The sequence below is a fragment of the Campylobacter sp. genome, from assembly GCF_030528245.1.
Taxonomy (GTDB): domain Bacteria; phylum Campylobacterota; class Campylobacteria; order Campylobacterales; family Campylobacteraceae; genus Campylobacter_D.
This window is the reverse complement of sequence record NZ_JAUMZG010000030.1, coordinates 1-16,158: the sequence shown is the minus strand read 5'-3', so window position 1 is coordinate 16,158 and position 16,158 is coordinate 1. Positions and strand designations below refer to the sequence as shown.

Annotated in this window: 18 protein-coding genes and 1 pseudogene; 10 read left to right on the top strand and 9 right to left on the bottom strand. The window is 50.0% G+C overall.

Going from position 1 to position 16,158, the window contains the following annotated elements:
• Positions 1-135: 135 nt before the first annotated feature.
• The 3 genes from Q4A73_RS05975 (at position 136) to murD (ending at position 2,722) form a co-directional block, all read left to right on the top strand.
• Positions 136-348 (top strand): hypothetical protein, encoded by a 213-nt coding sequence (locus Q4A73_RS05975; RefSeq protein WP_303206545.1) that lies wholly within the window; start codon positions 136-138, stop codon positions 346-348.
• A gap of 104 nt (positions 349-452) precedes the next feature.
• Complete coding sequence (gene mraY / locus Q4A73_RS05970; protein ID WP_303206544.1) at positions 453-1,514, top strand: phospho-N-acetylmuramoyl-pentapeptide-transferase; 1,062 nt, start codon at positions 453-455, stop codon at positions 1,512-1,514.
• Positions 1,511-2,722: a UDP-N-acetylmuramoyl-L-alanine--D-glutamate ligase gene (gene murD / locus Q4A73_RS05965; protein WP_303206543.1), complete on the top strand. Its 1,212-nt coding sequence runs from the start codon at positions 1,511-1,513 to the stop codon at positions 2,720-2,722. Before mraY ends, murD begins: the two co-directional genes overlap by 4 nt.
• On the opposite strand, the gene leuD is transcribed toward murD, so the two are convergent.
• Genes leuD through Q4A73_RS05940 form a run of 5 tightly spaced genes read right to left on the bottom strand, consistent with a single transcriptional unit; the run spans position 2,714 to position 7,916 of the window.
• A complete protein-coding gene (gene leuD / locus Q4A73_RS05960; protein WP_303206542.1) occupies positions 2,714-3,325 on the bottom strand; it encodes a 3-isopropylmalate dehydratase small subunit in 612 nt (203 codons plus the stop codon). The genes murD and leuD overlap by 9 nt on opposite strands.
• Positions 3,326-3,334: 9 nt before the next feature.
• The gene (gene leuC, locus Q4A73_RS05955; RefSeq protein ID WP_303206541.1) at positions 3,335-4,732 is read right to left on the bottom strand and encodes a 3-isopropylmalate dehydratase large subunit; all 1,398 of its coding nucleotides are present in this window, start codon (positions 4,730-4,732) and stop codon (positions 3,335-3,337) included.
• A gap of 2 nt (positions 4,733-4,734) precedes the next feature.
• On the bottom strand, positions 4,735-5,796 hold the full coding sequence (gene leuB, locus Q4A73_RS05950) for a 3-isopropylmalate dehydrogenase (protein WP_303206540.1): 1,062 nt from the start codon (positions 5,794-5,796) through the stop codon (positions 4,735-4,737).
• Complete coding sequence (leuA, locus tag Q4A73_RS05945) at positions 5,793-7,328, bottom strand: 2-isopropylmalate synthase (RefSeq protein ID WP_303206539.1); 1,536 nt, start codon at positions 7,326-7,328, stop codon at positions 5,793-5,795. Before leuA ends, leuB begins: the two co-directional genes overlap by 4 nt.
• 48 nt (positions 7,329-7,376) lie before the next feature.
• The gene (locus tag Q4A73_RS05940) at positions 7,377-7,916 is read right to left on the bottom strand and encodes a GNAT family N-acetyltransferase (RefSeq protein WP_303206538.1); all 540 of its coding nucleotides are present in this window, start codon (positions 7,914-7,916) and stop codon (positions 7,377-7,379) included.
• Between the two features lie 78 nt (positions 7,917-7,994).
• Between Q4A73_RS05940 and Q4A73_RS05935 the strand changes: the two genes are divergently transcribed.
• Genes Q4A73_RS05935 through Q4A73_RS05905 form a run of 7 tightly spaced genes read left to right on the top strand, consistent with a single transcriptional unit; the run spans position 7,995 to position 13,006 of the window.
• Positions 7,995-8,702: a YebC/PmpR family DNA-binding transcriptional regulator gene (locus Q4A73_RS05935; RefSeq protein ID WP_303206537.1), complete on the top strand. Its 708-nt coding sequence runs from the start codon at positions 7,995-7,997 to the stop codon at positions 8,700-8,702.
• 7 nt (positions 8,703-8,709) lie between these two features.
• Complete coding sequence (locus Q4A73_RS05930) at positions 8,710-8,934, top strand: hypothetical protein (protein ID WP_303206536.1); 225 nt, start codon at positions 8,710-8,712, stop codon at positions 8,932-8,934.
• Positions 8,935-8,958: 24 nt separating this feature from the next.
• A complete protein-coding gene (locus Q4A73_RS05925) occupies positions 8,959-10,659 on the top strand; it encodes a motility associated factor glycosyltransferase family protein (protein ID WP_303206535.1) in 1,701 nt (566 codons plus the stop codon).
• Positions 10,634-11,122 carry a peptidylprolyl isomerase gene (locus Q4A73_RS05920; protein WP_303206534.1) on the top strand — a complete coding sequence of 163 codons (489 nt, stop codon included), beginning with the start codon at positions 10,634-10,636 and terminating at the stop codon, positions 11,120-11,122. The genes Q4A73_RS05925 and Q4A73_RS05920 overlap by 26 nt, the downstream gene beginning before the upstream one ends.
• A gap of 1 nt (position 11,123) precedes the next feature.
• A complete protein-coding gene (locus Q4A73_RS05915; RefSeq protein WP_303206533.1) occupies positions 11,124-11,729 on the top strand; it encodes a DedA family protein in 606 nt (201 codons plus the stop codon).
• On the top strand, positions 11,730-12,506 hold the full coding sequence (locus Q4A73_RS05910) for a threonine/serine exporter family protein (protein ID WP_303206532.1): 777 nt from the start codon (positions 11,730-11,732) through the stop codon (positions 12,504-12,506). It abuts the gene before it with no gap.
• Positions 12,503-13,006 carry a threonine/serine exporter family protein gene (locus Q4A73_RS05905; RefSeq protein WP_303206531.1) on the top strand — a complete coding sequence of 168 codons (504 nt, stop codon included), beginning with the start codon at positions 12,503-12,505 and terminating at the stop codon, positions 13,004-13,006. Before Q4A73_RS05910 ends, Q4A73_RS05905 begins: the two co-directional genes overlap by 4 nt.
• Before the next feature lie 21 nt (positions 13,007-13,027).
• On the opposite strand, the gene argS is transcribed toward Q4A73_RS05905, so the two are convergent.
• The 4 genes and pseudogenes from argS to Q4A73_RS05885 all read right to left on the bottom strand — a co-directional run.
• The gene (gene argS / locus Q4A73_RS05900) at positions 13,028-14,623 is read right to left on the bottom strand and encodes an arginine--tRNA ligase (RefSeq protein ID WP_303206530.1); all 1,596 of its coding nucleotides are present in this window, start codon (positions 14,621-14,623) and stop codon (positions 13,028-13,030) included.
• Positions 14,624-14,631: 8 nt separating this feature from the next.
• Entirely contained in the window at positions 14,632-14,865 is a 234-nt protein-coding gene (locus Q4A73_RS05895) for a twin-arginine translocase TatA/TatE family subunit (RefSeq protein WP_303206529.1), read from the bottom strand.
• Complete coding sequence (gene gmk, locus Q4A73_RS05890) at positions 14,866-15,483, bottom strand: guanylate kinase (RefSeq protein ID WP_303206528.1); 618 nt, start codon at positions 15,481-15,483, stop codon at positions 14,866-14,868.
• Positions 15,480-16,158, bottom strand: a pseudogene (locus tag Q4A73_RS05885) (hypothetical protein); the annotation flags it as partial. The gene gmk and the pseudogene Q4A73_RS05885, both read right to left, overlap by 4 nt.

The window sequence follows — 16,158 nt, the reverse complement described above, 5'->3', positions numbered from 1 at the left end:
CGGAAACGGCTGGCGCGTGGAATTTTCTGGTGTGGCGGTGGGATGGCGGGGAATTTGGCCGCGAAAATTTGCTGGCATGGCGCCGGGTAGAAATTCTAGAGCTAGGCTAGAATTTATCGCGGCTAGGTGGGAATGATGGCGCGGAGAATTTTTTCGAGGCAAGTCAGGGAGGCTGGGGGCGGAATTTCAAGCGGGAATTGCGGCGGGGAGGATTTTGACCCTGAGCGGGGCGGAATTTGGCTGGGTGAAATTCTGGAGGCAAATTTGCTGCGCGGAGTGGAAATTTTGGCGGCCGGCAGGGGCGCAGAGAGTGCGGGAGGCGTCGTGTGGATATGTTTTGGGTGCTAGGAGGGGGAGCGGGAGGCTGGAAAATTTGGCCACGCTTGAAGTTTAATGAAATTTTAGGATAGTTTCACTACAATCAGGCCTCACATCACTACAAGGATGGCTTTGTGTATTATTTGTCCGAGCTGAGCTCCTACGCGTTTTTTAGCTATATCAGTGTGCGGGGGGGGTTTGCCTTTTTCATCGCGCTATTTTTGAGCCTTTATTTGACGCCCAAATTTATCGCCTGGGCCAAGCGCAAGGATGCCAGCCAGCCCATCTACGAATACGCCCCGCAAAATCATCAGGGCAAGGCCAAAACGCCCACGATGGGCGGGGTGGTCTTCATCGCCTGCGCGGTGGTGGCGAGCCTGCTTTGCGTGCACCTTGATAATCTTTTCGCCCTGATGGGGCTTGCTTGCCTTGTTTTGTTTTGCCTCATTGGGCTTGTGGATGATGCGGGTAAAATTCTAAAAAACAACAACCACTCAGGCCTCAGCCCCAAAAATAAGCTCCTCGCGCAGGTCATCATCAGCCTCATCGTCCTCGTCCCGCTTTACTCCACGCAAATTTTAAATGCCCAATTTTACCTGCCCTTTTATAAGCATCCGCTCTTTGATATGCAGCTTTTCGCCCTAGCCTTTTGGACCCTCGTCCTCATCTCAAGCTCCAACGCCGTCAATCTCACAGACGGCCTTGATGGCCTAGCCACCGTGCCTAGCATTTTCTCCATCGCCACTTTAGGGATTTTGGTCTATCTTATCGGCAATGTCATCTACAGCGACTACCTCCTCCTGCCCAAAATCAACGGCCTGGGCGAGGTGAGTATCATCTGCGCGGCCCTCATCGGCGCCCTGATGGGCTTTTTGTGGTATAACTGCTACCCTGCGCAAATTTTTATGGGCGATAGCGGCAGCCTTGCCCTTGGCGGCTTTATCGGCTTTTTGGCTGTGGTGAGTAAAAATGAAATTCTGTTACTGTTGATCGGTTTTGTCTTTGTTTTGGAGACGATTTCTGTGATTTTGCAGGTAGGAAGCTTTAAAATTTGGGGCAAGAGGGTCTTTAAAATGGCGCCCATCCATCATCATTTTGAAAAACTAGGCTGGGTGGAAAATAAAATCATAGTCCGCTTTTGGATGATAGCCCTGCTGAGTAATCTCCTAGCCCTCGCCTCCTTGAAACTGCGATGAAAAAATCCCTCTTTGGCTACGGCAAGACGACGCGGGCCTTGGCTGAAATTTGGGGGGCCAAGATGGGGGGCTTTTGCATTTATGATGATGGCTTTGATGCGCCGCAAAAGGATGCCTTTGGCAATGCCCTACTGCCGACAAGCGCCTTCAAGCCCGATGAAAGCGAGCTTGAAATCCCAAGCCCCGGCTTCCCTCCCCAGCACGAGCTGATTTTAAGGGCGCGGAATTTAAAAAGCGAGTATGATTTTTTCTACGATGCGATGCCGCGCTCTGTGTGGATCAGCGGGACGAACGGCAAGACCACCACCACGCAGATGAGCCAGCACCTGCTTGGAAGAATCGGCGCGCAAATGGGGGGCAATGTCGGCACTCCTTTGGCCGCGATGGATGCGGGGGCTAGGCTTTGGATCTTAGAAACCTCCTCCTTTACCCTGCACTACACGCGCGAGGCAAGGCCTGAAATTTACGCCCTTTTGCCCATCACGCCCGATCATCTTTCTTGGCATGGCTCCTTTGAAAAATACGAAGCGGCTAAGTTGAGCGTTTTGGAAAGGATGAGTGCCAATTCTACCATCATCCTGCCGCAAAAATACGCCCACATGGCTAGCGGGGCCAGGATGATCGCCTATGAGGATGCGCAGGATTTGGCGGAAAAAATGGGGCTTGAGCCTTTAAAAATTCGCTTCAAGCCGCCCTTTTTGCTCGATGCCCTCATCGCCCTGAGTGTGGAGAAAATCGTGCTAGGAAGCGCAAGCTATGAGCTTTTGAACGACTTTGTGATGGAAAAAAACAAACTGGAGGAATTTTTTGACGCCAAGGGCAGACTCTGGGTCAATGACACCAAAGCAACCAACGAAGCGGCGGCTCTTGAGGCGCTCAAGCGCTACGCGGATAAAACAATCCATTTCATCGTGGGCGGGGATGATAAGGGCGTGGATTTGGGGGAGCTTTTTGACTTCATGCGGGGGCTGGATGTGCGAATTTACGCCATAGGCTCAAGCGCTGAAAAAATGATGGCTCACGCGCAAAAATGCGGCATCAGCGCGCAAAAATGCGGCGAGCTGAGCCTTGCTGTGCGGAGCATAGCCGCGACCCTGCAGGTGGGCGAGGTCGCTCTGCTAAGTCCTGCTTGCGCGAGTTTGGATCAGTTCGCATCCTATGCCGAGCGGGGTAGGATTTTTAAGGAGAGCGTGCGGGATTTAGACTGATCGGACGAGGTGGGTTTTAGAGCCGCGCTCGTAGGCCTTGATCTTGTCGCTGTGCCTTAGCGTGAGTCCTATGGCATCAAGTCCCTCCAAGAGGCAGCTGCGGTAAAATTCATCGATGCGAAAGTCAAATTCTCGCCCGAAGGCCTCGACCTTGTTTGTCGCTAAAGAGATCGCGATGTGCTTGTCCTCGCTTTTTTTGAGCGACTCGGTCAAAAAAGCAAGCGCCTCTTTTGGCAGGGTCAAAACGAGCAAGCCATTTCCAAGCGCGTTGTTTTTAAAAATGTCCGCAAAAGAAGGCGCGATAATCGCCCTGATGCCGTAATCCACCAGCGCCCAGGGTGCATGCTCTCTAGACGATCCGCTGCCAAAATTTTCCCCCGCTATCAGGATGGAGGTGCCGCGATAGTCGGCTTGATTGAGGCTGAAATTTTCATTCAAAACCCTCTCCTCATCGTCCAAATAGCGCCAATCGTGAAAAAGATGCTTCCCAAAGCCCGTCTTGCTCACAGAAAGCAAAAACTGCTTGGGGATGATCTGATCGGTGTCGATATTATCATACTCCAGTGGGCAGGCGATGCCCCTGTGCGTGGTGAATTTTTGCATACAAGCTCCTCATAAATATTTTCTCGGATCCGAAATTTTCCCCTCCAAAGCCGCCGCCGCCGCACTCGCAGGGCTCATCAAGTGCGTGATGGCCCCCCTGCCCTGCCTGCCGACAAAGTTGCGATTGGAGGTCGAGGCCACCCTCTGCCCACTCTGCGCCTTGTCGTCGTTCATCCCAAGGCACATCGAGCAGCCCGGAAGCCTCCACTCACAGCCCGCATCGATGAAAATTTTATCCAGTCCCAGCTCACAGGCCGCCCTCCTCACCCTCATCGAGCCCGGGACGATCAAAGCTTTGACCTTTGGATGAATTTTTTTGCCCTTCAAAATGGAAGCGGCGATTTGCAAATCCTCCAAGCGGCCATTCGTGCAAGAGCCTATAAAAACGACATCCACGCCCAATCCCTCCAGACTCTGACCCTCGCAAAGCCCCGTGTAAGCCAAAGCCTCGCTCAAATTCTTTCCCATTCCCTCGTCCAAATCCCTAGCCCAAGGCACCACCTCATCCACGGCCACGACCTGAGCGGGATTTGTGCCGTAAGTAACCTGCGGCCCAATCCCCCCCACATCGATGCGAAGCGTCTTGTCAAAGTGCGCCCCCGCATCGCTTTTTAGCCCCTTCCAAGCCTCCACATTCTGCTCCCACGCCTCACCCTTCGGAGCGTATTCCCTGCCTTTGAGGTAGGTGAAGGTTTTTTCATCCGGCGCTATGAGGCCGACCTTGGCGCCTAGCTCTATGGACATATTCGCCACGCTCATGCGCGCCTCCATGCTTAAATTTTCAATGGCCTCGCCGCAAAATTCCACCGCATAGCCCGTGCCGCCTGCTGTGCCCAGTTTGCCGATGAGATAGAGGATCAGATCCTTCGCAAAGACGCCCTTTGTGAATTTGCCCTCGCACTCAATTTTCATCGTTTTAAGCCTTGCTTGCTTGAGCGTTTGCGTGGCCAAAACATGCTCCACCTCACTCGTGCCTATGCCAAAAGCCAGCGCCCCAAAGGCGCCGTGAGTCGCCGTGTGCGAATCCCCACAAACCAAAGTAGTGCCGGGCAGGGTGAAGCCAAGCTCGGGCCCGATGATATGCACGATGCCCTGATTTTCATCACCCAAACCAAAAAGGCGGATGCCCGCTTTTTTGGTGTTGCGAATGAGGGCCTGAATTTGCTCCTGGGCTAAAGGCAAGCAGTCCTCAAGCCTGCTGCTCTTCGTCGAGACATCATGATCCACAGTGGCCAAGGTCAGGTCAGGCCTAGCCACAGGGCGCCGGGCAAGCTCAAGCGCCGAAAAGGCCTGAGGGCTGGTTACTTCGTGTATCAAGTGCCTATCGATGTATAGGATCGCAGGCTCCCCCGTCGCCTGATGAACGATGTGCGCATCGTAAATTTTCTCGTATAATGTTTTTGCCATTTTCACTCCAAATTTTCACAGATCGCAAGACCCATCGCGTCCGTGCTAAGATAATTTTGCGCGTTTAAATCCTTAGTGAATTTATTTTGCTTTAAGCATTTTTCAACGGCCCTTTCCACACTCAAAGCCGCCGCCTCCTCCCCGAAAGAATAACGCAGCAAAAGGGCTAGGCTTAGAATTTGTGCGATGGGGTTGGCTATGTTAAGATGCGCGATATCGGGCGCGCTGCCCCCCGCTGGCTCGTAGAGTCCGTAATTTTTGGCGTTCAGGCTTGCTGAGGCTAGGGTCCCCAAAGAGCCGCTGATCATCGCCAGCTCATCGCTCAAAATATCACCAAAGAGATTATTGCAAAGCAAGACATCAAAGCGCGCAGGGTTTTTAAGCACCTGCATCGCGGCATTATCCACATAAAGATGCTCCAACTCCACATCCGCATACTCCCGCGCCACTTCCTCCACCACGCGCCGCCATAAAATCGAGCTTGAGAGCACATTTGCCTTATCCACGGAGCAGAGCTTTTTGCGCCTTTTTTGCGCGCTTTTAAAGGCGATATGCGCGATGCGCTCAATCTCGCCCCTTGTGTAAAATTCAGTGTCAAAGGCACTATCCTCATGCAAAGCGCTCTTGCCAAAATAAATCCCTCCCGTAAGCTCCCTCACGCACAAAATATCAAGCCCCTCGCTCACAATGTCCGCCCTCAAGGGCGAAAGATGCTCTAAATTTTCGTAAATTTTTGCGGGGCGGAGATTGGCGAAAAAGTCAAAATGCTTACGCAGGGGCAAAAGCGCAGCCCTTTCTGGCCGCTCATCTGGGGGCAAATTGTCCCATTTTGGTCCCCCCACAGAGCCGAGCAAAATCGCATCGCTATCCTCGCAAATTCTCAGCGTCTCCTCACTCAAGGCCACTCCGAAAGTATCAATGCTAGCCCCGCCTATTTTCGCCTCCTTAAGCTCCACGCGAAGGGGTTGCTTTTCCTCAAGCCTCTCAAGCACACGCAAAGCCTCGCGCATCACCAAGGGGCCGATGCCATCGCCCGGCAAAACGGCTATTTTGTAGCGTCTCATCTCCCCTCCTTGCTCTGCTCGACCCTCAGGGAGCGGTAAATGTCGTTAAAAGCGGCGTTGAAGGCCTGAGCCGAGGCCTCGATGACGTCGGTTGAGAGGCCTCTGCCGTGGAAAATTCTACCCCGAAAGTCCATGCCCACATCCACCTGTCCTTGCGCATCCACGCCCAAGCCCTTGGCGCTGATGGTGTAATGCACGAGGGAGCATTCGAGCTTGACAAGGCGCATCATGGCATTAAAGGCGGCTTCAATAGGCCCGTTTCCCGTGCTCGATTCGCATTGGCTGATCCCGTTGATCTTCATTTTGACGGAGGCCGTGGGCAAGGTGCCGCTGACGACGGTTAAATTTTCTAGCTCAAAATAAAGCTTCGCCTCGCCGTCCAAATTCAAAAAAAGCAAGGCTTCTAGGTCGTAATCATACACCTGACCCTTTTTGTCGGCCAGTTTTAAAAACTGCCCATAAAGCGTCTCTAGGTCGTAATTTTGCGCCTCATAGCCTAAATTCTCAAGGCAAGAGCGTATCATGGCCCGGCCGCTGCGCGCGGTCATGAGCATGCGATTTTCCTTGATGCCTATGCTTTGCGGGGTGATGATTTCGTAGGTGCTGCGATTTTTGAGCACCCCGTCTTGATGGATGCCTGAGCTGTGTGAGAAGGCATTGGAGCCCACGATGGCCTTGTGGCTTGGGACGGGCTCGTTGCAGAGGGAGGCGACAAGCTTGGAGGTTTTGTAGATGTTTTCGCAGCGGATGTCCGTGTGAAGTCCGCCCAAGAGCTCACGGCGCGTCTTTATCGCCATCACGACCTCCTCGAGTGCGCAGTTTCCCGCACGCTCGCCCAGTCCGTTGATGGTGCACTCTATCTGGCGTGCCCCTTGCATGATGGCGCTTAGGCTATTGCCAGCGGCTAGGCCTAGGTCGTTATGACAATGCACGGAGATCACCGCCTTGTCGATGTTTGGGACCCTATCGAAAAGCCCCTTGATGATGCTAGCGAATTCAAAGGGCAGGGTGTAGCCTACGGTGTCGGGGATGTTGATGGTGCTGGCCCCGGCTGCGATCGCCCTCTCAACCATCAAACAAAGCCTATCCAGTGGCGTGCGACCCGCGTCCTCGCAGGAAAATTCCACATCATCGGTATAGTTTCGCGCGCGCTTGATGGCCCTTTCTGCCATCGCTAAAACCTCGTCGAAGTCCTTTTTTAGCTTACTTTCAATGTGCAGGGCTGAGGTGGCGATAAAGGTGTGAATTCTAAAACGAGGGGCGGATTTTAAGGCCTCATAACAGGCGTCAATGTCCCTATCTAGGGCGCGTGAGAGGGCGCAAATGGTGGAATTTTTAACCCGCTGTGCGATGGTGCTAACGGACTCAAAATCTCCCGGCGAGGATACAGGAAAACCCGCTTCAATCACATCAACGCCTAAATTTTCCAAGGCTAGAGCGATTTGTAGCTTTTGGTTGAGGCTTAGAGATTGCTGCAGGGCCTGCTCCCCATCGCGCAAGGTGGTGTCGAAAATGATGATTTTATCCCCCATCCAAATCCTTTCAAATTATGATTTATGGGCAATTATAATAAATCTGCGTTAAATTTCCATACAGGCGTAGCGATGGCCGTGAAAATCCTTAAACGCCTTGAATTTAAAGCCCATTTTTGCATAGGCTGCTTTGGCGGCTGCGTTGTCCTCCTCGACGATGAGGGAGAGCTTTTTCCCTGCTTTTTGTGCCGCGCTGTGAGCGTGCAAAATCAAGGCCCGCGCTATCCCCCTCCCCCTAGCCCTCTCATCCACAGCGATGCTATCAAGGTAAAATTCCTCCCCGCACTCCCTCAAAATGCCATCCTCCTTACCCAAGGCCCTCAAATTTTCCCGCAAGGGAGCATCGAGCGCCTCAGCCATCGCGCCATCATAAAAGCAAAGCGCGCCTAAAATTTCCCCAGCCTCCTCAAAGACGCAGACATTTTCATAGCTTAAGCGATTGCCCTCCCGCACAAAAAAGCCCTCCAAGCACGACAGAGCCATCCTTTCATCCTCATGGCCGCTGAGTTTATAGATGAAATGATCCATGGCTAGGGCTAGCAGGGAGATGGCTCTTTTTGCGTCTGATTTTTTTGCTTTTCTTATCAAAATTTGTCCTTTGTTGTGATGCAATTTAACTTTTTTCCTTATAATTTTAGCCCTTAAAACCCAACGAAAAGGATGAAAATGGGACGCGCTTTTGAATACCGCAGAGCCTCCAAAGAAGCCCGCTGGGACAAGATGAGCAAACTCTTCCCCAAGCTCGCTAAAGCCATACAGGTAGCCGCCAAGGAGGGCGGGGGCGATCCCGATATGAACCCCAAGCTAAGAAGCGCCATCGCCACCGCAAAGGCCAATAACATGCCCAAAGACAACATTGACGCAGCGATAAAAAGAGCTAGTGGCAAGGATGGCGCGGAGATCAAGAGCATCCATTATGAGGGCAAGGCGCCGCACGGGGCCCTGGTGATCGTCGAGTGCATGAGCGATAACCCCACCCGCACGGTGGCGAATGTGAAGGCGATTTTCAACAAAAACGGCGGGGAAATTTTGCAAAACGGCTCTTTGGGCTTCATGTTCGCGCGTAGGGCTGTGTTTCGCTTGGAGAAATTTGAGGGGGATTTGGAGGCGCTGGAGCTGGACCTCATCGATGCGGGGCTTGAGAATTTGGAGCAGGATGAGAGTGGACTCGTCGTGAGTGGGGACTATACGGCCTTTGGAGAGCTTTCAAACGCCCTTGAGGCTAGGGGTCTGGTGCTGAAAAAAGCCGGGCTTGAGTATGTGCCAAATAGCCCCGTGTCCTTCAGCGAGGAGCAACTAGGCGATATAGAAAAGCTCTTGGACAAGCTGGAGGATGATGATGATGTCTTGGCTGTTTATACGAACATTGAGTGAAATTTAAATGCCAGTTTTCTCCCCCGCGCAAAAAGAGCTTTTTGAGAGAAATTTAAGGGCCTTGAAAAATTCAAGCCTAAGGGCCGCTTTGGCGCAGCTTGTTGGGGGTGAATTTAGGGCCATCGTGGGTGCTGGTGAGCTTGATCTCAACCTCGCTGATACTGGGGGGGGGGGGGGGGGTAAAATCTACCAAAAACCCTTAGGCGAGGTGAGAGCTAGCCTTGAGCTTTAAAATGACAAAAACCCCCTCTAACCTGTGCTTTATTTTTACGGCTTTGGTAATGGGCTTTTGCTAAAAGCCCTAGCCGCCAACCCGCACTGCCATCACCTTGTGATTTTTGAAAGCAGGCTGCAAATTTTATGGACGATCTTTCACTGTGTGGATTTTAGCGAGGAGTTTGAAAGGCAAAAATTCATCCTCATCGATGCCAACACCATCACGGCTGAAGAATTGCGCTGCCTCTTGGATTATGAGCCCTTTTTCAGCTATGCGAAGACTTATTTTTTGGAGCCAAATTGCGAGTATTATGAGCGCTTTGGCGAGGATTTGTTGCGGGTAAATTCCCTCATGATGGGGGCGATAAAATTCATCATCTACGCCCACGGCAACGACCCCCTAGATGCCCTGCAGGGCATAGAGCAGCTCATTTGCAACCTAGCGCCAATGATTGAAAATCCTACCTTTGGCGAATTGTTACAAAAGCGAAGAGGGCTATGCGAAAACGCCATCATCGTCTCCACAGGCCCCAGCCTCACCAAGCAACTACCCCTTTTAAAGCAGGTGCAAGGACGCGCTCTGATTTTCGCGGCCGATAGTGCCTATCCCATCCTAGCCAAATGGGGCATTCGGCCTGATTTTGTTTGCATGGTTGAGCGCTCGGAGCTCACGGCGGAATTTTTCAAGCACGATTTTGGGGAATTTGACGCGGGGGTGGTGTTTTTGTGCTTGTCCCTCGTGCATCCCAATGCCTTGAAATTCTTAAAACAAAACGGACGCAGTTTCATTCTCATCCCCAGAGACGGTACCTTTGAGCGGTATTTGGCCCTCAAAAAATGGGGCGTTTTGGCCAATGCCTCCAATGTCGCTTGTATGAATTACATCCTTGCCAATGCGCTGCATTGCAAAAATATCATACTCATCGGGCAGGATTTGAGCTATGATGAAAGAGGCTTTTCGCATCCTAAGGATTATCAAAACAGTCAAGATTTTGAAAGTGCGGAGGAGAAAATCCCCATTCTGGCCTACGGCGGCGATGGCGAGGTTTTGACGCATGCGATGTGGCTGATGTTTAAGCAAAATTTAGAGGACAATATTTTAAGACTTGGGGCGACTTGCTACAATGCCACGGAGGGCGGCGCGCGCATCGAACATAGCATAGAAAAGCCCTTTGGGGAGTGCTGCGAGGAGCTTTTGGGGCAGGATTTGCAAAGGCCCTTTGCAAGGCTTTGGCCTCTAAATTTTGAAAAGCAAAACGAGCTTTTGCTAACGGCTTGGGCGAAGATTGAAGCGAGCGCGCGGCATTGTGAGGATTTATCCGCGCATTTTAGTGGCCATCTGCAAAGGCTTGAGGGCGCCCTACTTGATTTTTCTCAAAATAGCAGTGAGGACTACCGTTTCAAACTCACGACGATTTTAGGAGCTTTTGAGGAAGATCTAAACGCAAAGGGTGAAAAATACGCGCATGTTTTTGAGCTCTTGCATCCCTACCTTGTGCAGTGGAGGCTTAATTTTTCAAAAATTTTAGTTCTACAGCCCAAAACCATCGAGGACGACTTTAATAAAATTGCACTTTTGGCGCAGGAAAATTTGAAATTGTTGGAATTCATTTTGGGGGCTTTGAAAATTTTGAGGCAGAAAATTTATGAAAACAAAGGCCCCCTGAAAGACACTTTAGAGGCGAGAAATTTAACAAAATACTTAAGGAGTAAAAATGCTAAAAACCATAGACACAACTAAGGTCGCGGAGTATAATTTCGCCCGCATCCACACCGAAAAGGGCGTGATGAGCCTGAGGCTTTTTAATGACGCCGCGCCCCAAACGGTGTGCAATTTCGCCGAGCTCGCGCGTTCTGGCTTTTACAAAAATCTCACCTTTCACAGGGTGCTTAAAAATTTCGTCATCCAAGGCGGCTGCCCGCACGGCACAGGCACGGGGGGGCCGGGGTATCGCATAGAGTGTGAGTGCGACGGGCAGGCTCATAAGCACTTGCGCGGGACGCTTTCCATGGCTCATGCGGGGCGCGACACGGGGGGGAGTCAGTTTTTCATCACGCACAGTCCGCAGCCGCATCTTGACGGGGTGCATACGGTTTTTGGGCAAATCGATGAAAAAGATAAAGATAGCCTTAAGGTTTTAGACTCCATCAAGCAGGGGGACAAAATTTTGGACATTGAAATTTTAAGCAAGCTGCAAGATTAAAATGCAAGAAATTTTAGACCTCATCATCCAAACGGCCAGCGCCTGGGGCTATGTGGGCATTATCGTTTTGATGACGCTTGAGAGTTGTTTCATCCCCTTTCCCAGCGAGGTGGTGATGATACCCGCTGGCTACCTCGCGCAAAAGGGAGAGCTTGACTTTGCCCTTTGCGTTTTAAGCGGGGTCGTGGGGTCTGTTTTGGGCGCTTTGATCAATTACTACCTTTGCTTTTTTTGGGGCAGGAGGGCGGTGCTAAAATGGGGGAGGATTTTTGGCATCAACGCGCAGAATTTTGCCAAATTTGAGGCTTTTTTCAACAAACACGGCGCTTTTTCAACCTTCATCTGCAGGCTGCTTCCGGGCATCAGGCAATACATCTCCATGCCCGCAGGACTTGCTAGGATGAGCCTTGTCATCTTCGTGCTTTTCACCGCCGCAGGCAGCGGGATCTGGGTGGGTATGCTGGTGTGCTTGGGCTATTTTTTGGGAGAAAATGAGGCGCTCATCAAAGAATACCTGCATCAAATTTTAATCCTCATCCTGCTTTGTGTGCTGATTTTAAGCCTGATTTACATCAAAATCAAAAAACCCCTTTCAAGGAAAAACTGAATGCAAAAGCCAGATATTCAAGCTGTGAGCGATTTTTTAACCGACTACATTCTCGTGATGCTAAGCTCTGGGACTTACACGGCCAGAGTGGCTAAGTGCGTGGATAGGATAGCGCAAAGTTACGGCTATGAAATCCACATCAACTTTTTCCTGCATCATTTCTCGGCCAACATCGTCGACAAAGAGGACAAGGCCATCAACCGCACCTACATCATCCCCAACAAACACGCGCATTTGAATTTCAAGCTCATCTTGGATTTGAGTGCGTTGAGTTGGGCGATTTATGATAAAAAATGTAGTCTTAGCACGGCTTGGAGGCTTTTTAGGCACATCAAGGGTCAAAAAAAATACCCGCAAATTCTAAATTTACTCATCGTTCCCCTAGGCAATGCGGCCTTTTGCAGGCTCTTTGGTGGGGATTGGGGTGGCTTTGTTTTGGTGCTTTTGGCGACCTTTGTGGGGCTTGTTTTGCGGCACATTTTTAGCAGGATAAAAATCGACCTACGCATCCAATACGCCCTTTGCGCTTTCGTCTCATCGCACATTGTATTTTTGGGCATGGAGGCTGGCTTCAGTCTGGAGTCAGACATCGCTCTGGGCTCTAGCATACTTTATTTGATTCCGGGTGTTTTTTTCATCAACGCCATCATCGACATCCTGAAAGACTACATTCTCATGGGACTTAGTCGCATCATCAATGTAGCGATATTGGTCGGCTGCATCGCTGTGGGGGTGTATAGCACGATCGCCATTTCACATTTTGGAGTCTTGCAATGAGTGCCCTACTGGATGATATGTTTTTTGCGGCTATTGCTGGTTTTTGCTTCGCCTATGCGTGCAATCCACCTCTAAAAACGCTGATTTTTTCAGCCCTACTTGCAGCCATCGCGCACGGACTGCGCTTTGCCTTGATGGAATTTTTTCATTTTCAAAACCTAGCCATCGCTACCTTTGTAGCAAGTTTTTTCATAGGCTGCTTGGGAATATTGTGCGCGAAAATTTCCAAAACCCCTGCCGAAATCATCGCCTTCCCCGCCCTCATCCCCATGATACCCGGAATTTACGCTTACAAGGCGATTTTGTATTTGTTCGCCTTCATCCGCAGCGAGGATATGAGCGCGAAGACGCGCTATTTGACGAGCTTTTTTGATCATTTTTTCACAACCCTGTCCGTAACCCTAGCCCTAGCTGTGGGGATTAGCGTAACCTTACTGATATTTTTTGAGCAAAGCTTTATGATGACGCGCAATCGTAAGGAATTTAAAAATATCACTTGATCGGAGATGAAGGGGCGCGGGTTAATGGGACTGCATTTTGTCCTTAAGCTCAAGCCCCAAAAGACCGCAAGCCGTTTTGAGACTGAGCCCGACCATCGCAAAAAGCTTTAAGAGGCTATCCTCGTTCGCGGCACCGATGACCCTATTATCGTAGTAAAATTTATGAAAGGCCGCTGCTAAATTTTTAAGATAATCAGGGATTTTCTGCAGGGCTCTAGCTTCAAAGGCATCGCTTAGAACCGCCTTTAAATTCAAAGCCTCAAAGAGCAAATTGGCGCCCTCCTCGTTGAGGCTTGAAAAATCGGCCCCCAAAATGTCCCCCGTGCTCTTTTGCGTTTTGGCAAAAATTTGCTGAATCCTCGCATAGGCGTAATTGATGTAAAAAATGGGATTGGAGCTGTCTTGCTTTTTGAGATCATTGATGTCAAATTCCAAATGCGTGTCGCATTTTTTACTCAAAAATATAAAGCGCAGGGCATCGGGCCCTATTTCGTCCAAAACCTCGCTCATCAGGATGAAATTCCCCGCTCTTTTGCTCATTTTGTAGGGCTGTCCGTCCCTTAGCAGGGAAACCATTTGCGCGAGGATGATCTCCAAATTTTTAGAATCAAAGCCCAAAAATTCCACCGCCGCCCTCATCCTTGCAATATAGCCGTGATGATCAGCCCCCCAAATATTAACGCAGCCATCATAACCCCTACTCATCTTGTCCCTATGATAGACGATATCGGCCGCCAAGTAGGTCCCTCGCCCATCCTCTCTAACGATGACGCGGTCTTCTTTGTCGCCTTTTTGCGAGGAAGCGAGCCAAATTTTGCCCTCTTTTTCATAAGTGCCGCCGCGCTCCTTGAGTGCCTCAAGCGTTAAATTTAGGGCATTGTAGTAGGATTTTTCGCTCGAGTAGTTGTCAATCTTTATGCGTGCTTGGCGCAAATCTTTTTGAATGCGCTCCATCATTTTATCCTTAGCCCAGTCGACCAGAGTGTTGAGATTTTCATCGCTAAAAAAATCCGCCCCAAAATGCGAAAAAGCCTCCTTAGCTAAATCATCAATATAATCGCCCTTGTAGCATTCCTGCGGATACTCAAGCTCCTCGCCAAGACATAAAATTCTAGCCTTGCTCAAAACCGAAAGCCCCAAAAAATCGATTTGATTCCCCGCATCATTGACATAGTACTCCGTATCAAAACCATAACCCAAATGCCGCGCCACTCGCACCAAGGTATCGCCAAAAATCGCCCCCCTCGCATGGCCGATGTGAAGGGGTCCTGTGGGATTGGCGCTGACATATTCTAAGAGAAATTTTTGCTTTTTTTCTTCGCCTTTTGCGAAATTTTGAGGATTTTTTAGGGCCTCATCGCAAAGGGTGTTTAAAAGGGCTTTGGAGAGCCTAAAATTCAAATAGCCCCCCACCGCCTCAACGCTCTCAAAGCAAGGATTATCCTCAAATTTCAGGGCCAAGTCGCTGGCGATGAGAGCGGGGGATTTTTTTAGCCCCTTTGCCAAGGAAAAAGCCAGGGGCGTGGAAAAATGAGCCAGATTCTTGTTTTTGGGATTTTCCAGCACAAATTCACAGCGCAAAACCCTTTTGATTTCCTCAAAAATAATGCTTTTCAAGGGTGGCCTCAGACTTTTTTATCTTCATTGAGATGGGTATTGGCGGTATTTTCTTTGGACTTTTCTTCGATTTTTTGGGCATTTTTGAGACCCTCATCATCGCTGTCCATCTCGCTTCTAAAGGTTTTGATCCCCTTCCCCACACCCTTAGCAAGCTCGGGAATTTTTTTGGCTCCAAAAAGCAAGATCACGATCACCAAAATGATAATCCAGCCGCTAAGTCCTATGTTTCCAATGTTCATTCATTCTCCTTTGTTCCAAATTGCTTGAATTTGCTTTAAATTTTGCCTCTTCACCCTGCATTTTTGCGCGATTAAAATCGCCCTCAAGGTCTCATAACTTCGCTCCAAGTCGTCATTGATGATGAGATAATCATACTTAAAAAGCTCCCCCATCTCATCCCTAGCGTTTTCTAGCCTTTTTTCAAGCTCTCCTTTCGTCTCAGCATTGCGTTTTAGCAGCCTATTTTTGAGCTCCTGCCTGTGTTTGGTCGTGATAAAGACAGAAACAATATCCTCGCCCATTTTACCTCTAGCGATGTTAAAACCCTGAACGTCTATATCAAAAACGACTATCCGGCCTCCAAGCAAAGCCTCCTCCGTCTGTCTCAAAGAAGTGCCATAATAATTTTCATGCACCCTAGCCCACTCCAAAAAATGCCCTCGCTCTATGCCCCTTTCAAATTCATCCTTTGCGATAAAATGATAATGCACACCGTGAATTTCGCCCTCTCTGGGCTTTCTCGTGGTGGAGGATATGGAAAAATAAAGCTCATCTTTAAATTCCTCAAAAAGTCTGGCGAGCAGGGTGGATTTACCCGCCCCGCTAGGGCCTGAAATGAGCAAAATAAAGCCCCTCAATGCTTATTCTCGTCAAAGCTTATGCTGATGTTTATCTTCATATTCATACCCCTTAAGGCTGCCTTAAGCGTATCGTCATTGATGCTCGAGCTGATCGCCCCAGCGATGCTTTGACTGAGCTCATGCACGATCGTTTCGCTTTGCCCCTCCAAATTCTCAGCATCCGTGCCATCATCCACGCTCTCGCCTAAGGCTTGTTTGATTTGACTTTCTTGAAGGGAGTCAAAATCATTCCCCTTGATGATATCGGGTACGACAAGCTCCTCATCGTGCGTCCCCAAACTCTCATGATCCAAAACGGGCTCATCCTTGAAATCTTCCAAAACCTTACTGCCATTATCTTGAGGAATTTGCAAATCCATCTCATCAAGCTGGGCTAGCGTGTCTTTGATTTGATCCTGGGCATTCAAACCAAGATTTAAAGGCTCATCTTCCTCACCAGAAAGCTCCTCCACAGAGGGCTCAAATTCCTCCGCTGCCGCGTCCTCGCCCTTGCTTTGTCCCAAAAATTCCGCATCGCTTGGCAAATCGTCAAAATTGATTTGCGCCTCCTGCTCCTCGACAACTGGCAAAGGCTCTTGATGTGAATCCACCGGCTCATCAGGCTCTGCATTTGGCACTCCAGTAGCGATTTCTTCAAGGCTTTGCTCCGCTTCATCGGGCGCCTCCTCAGCC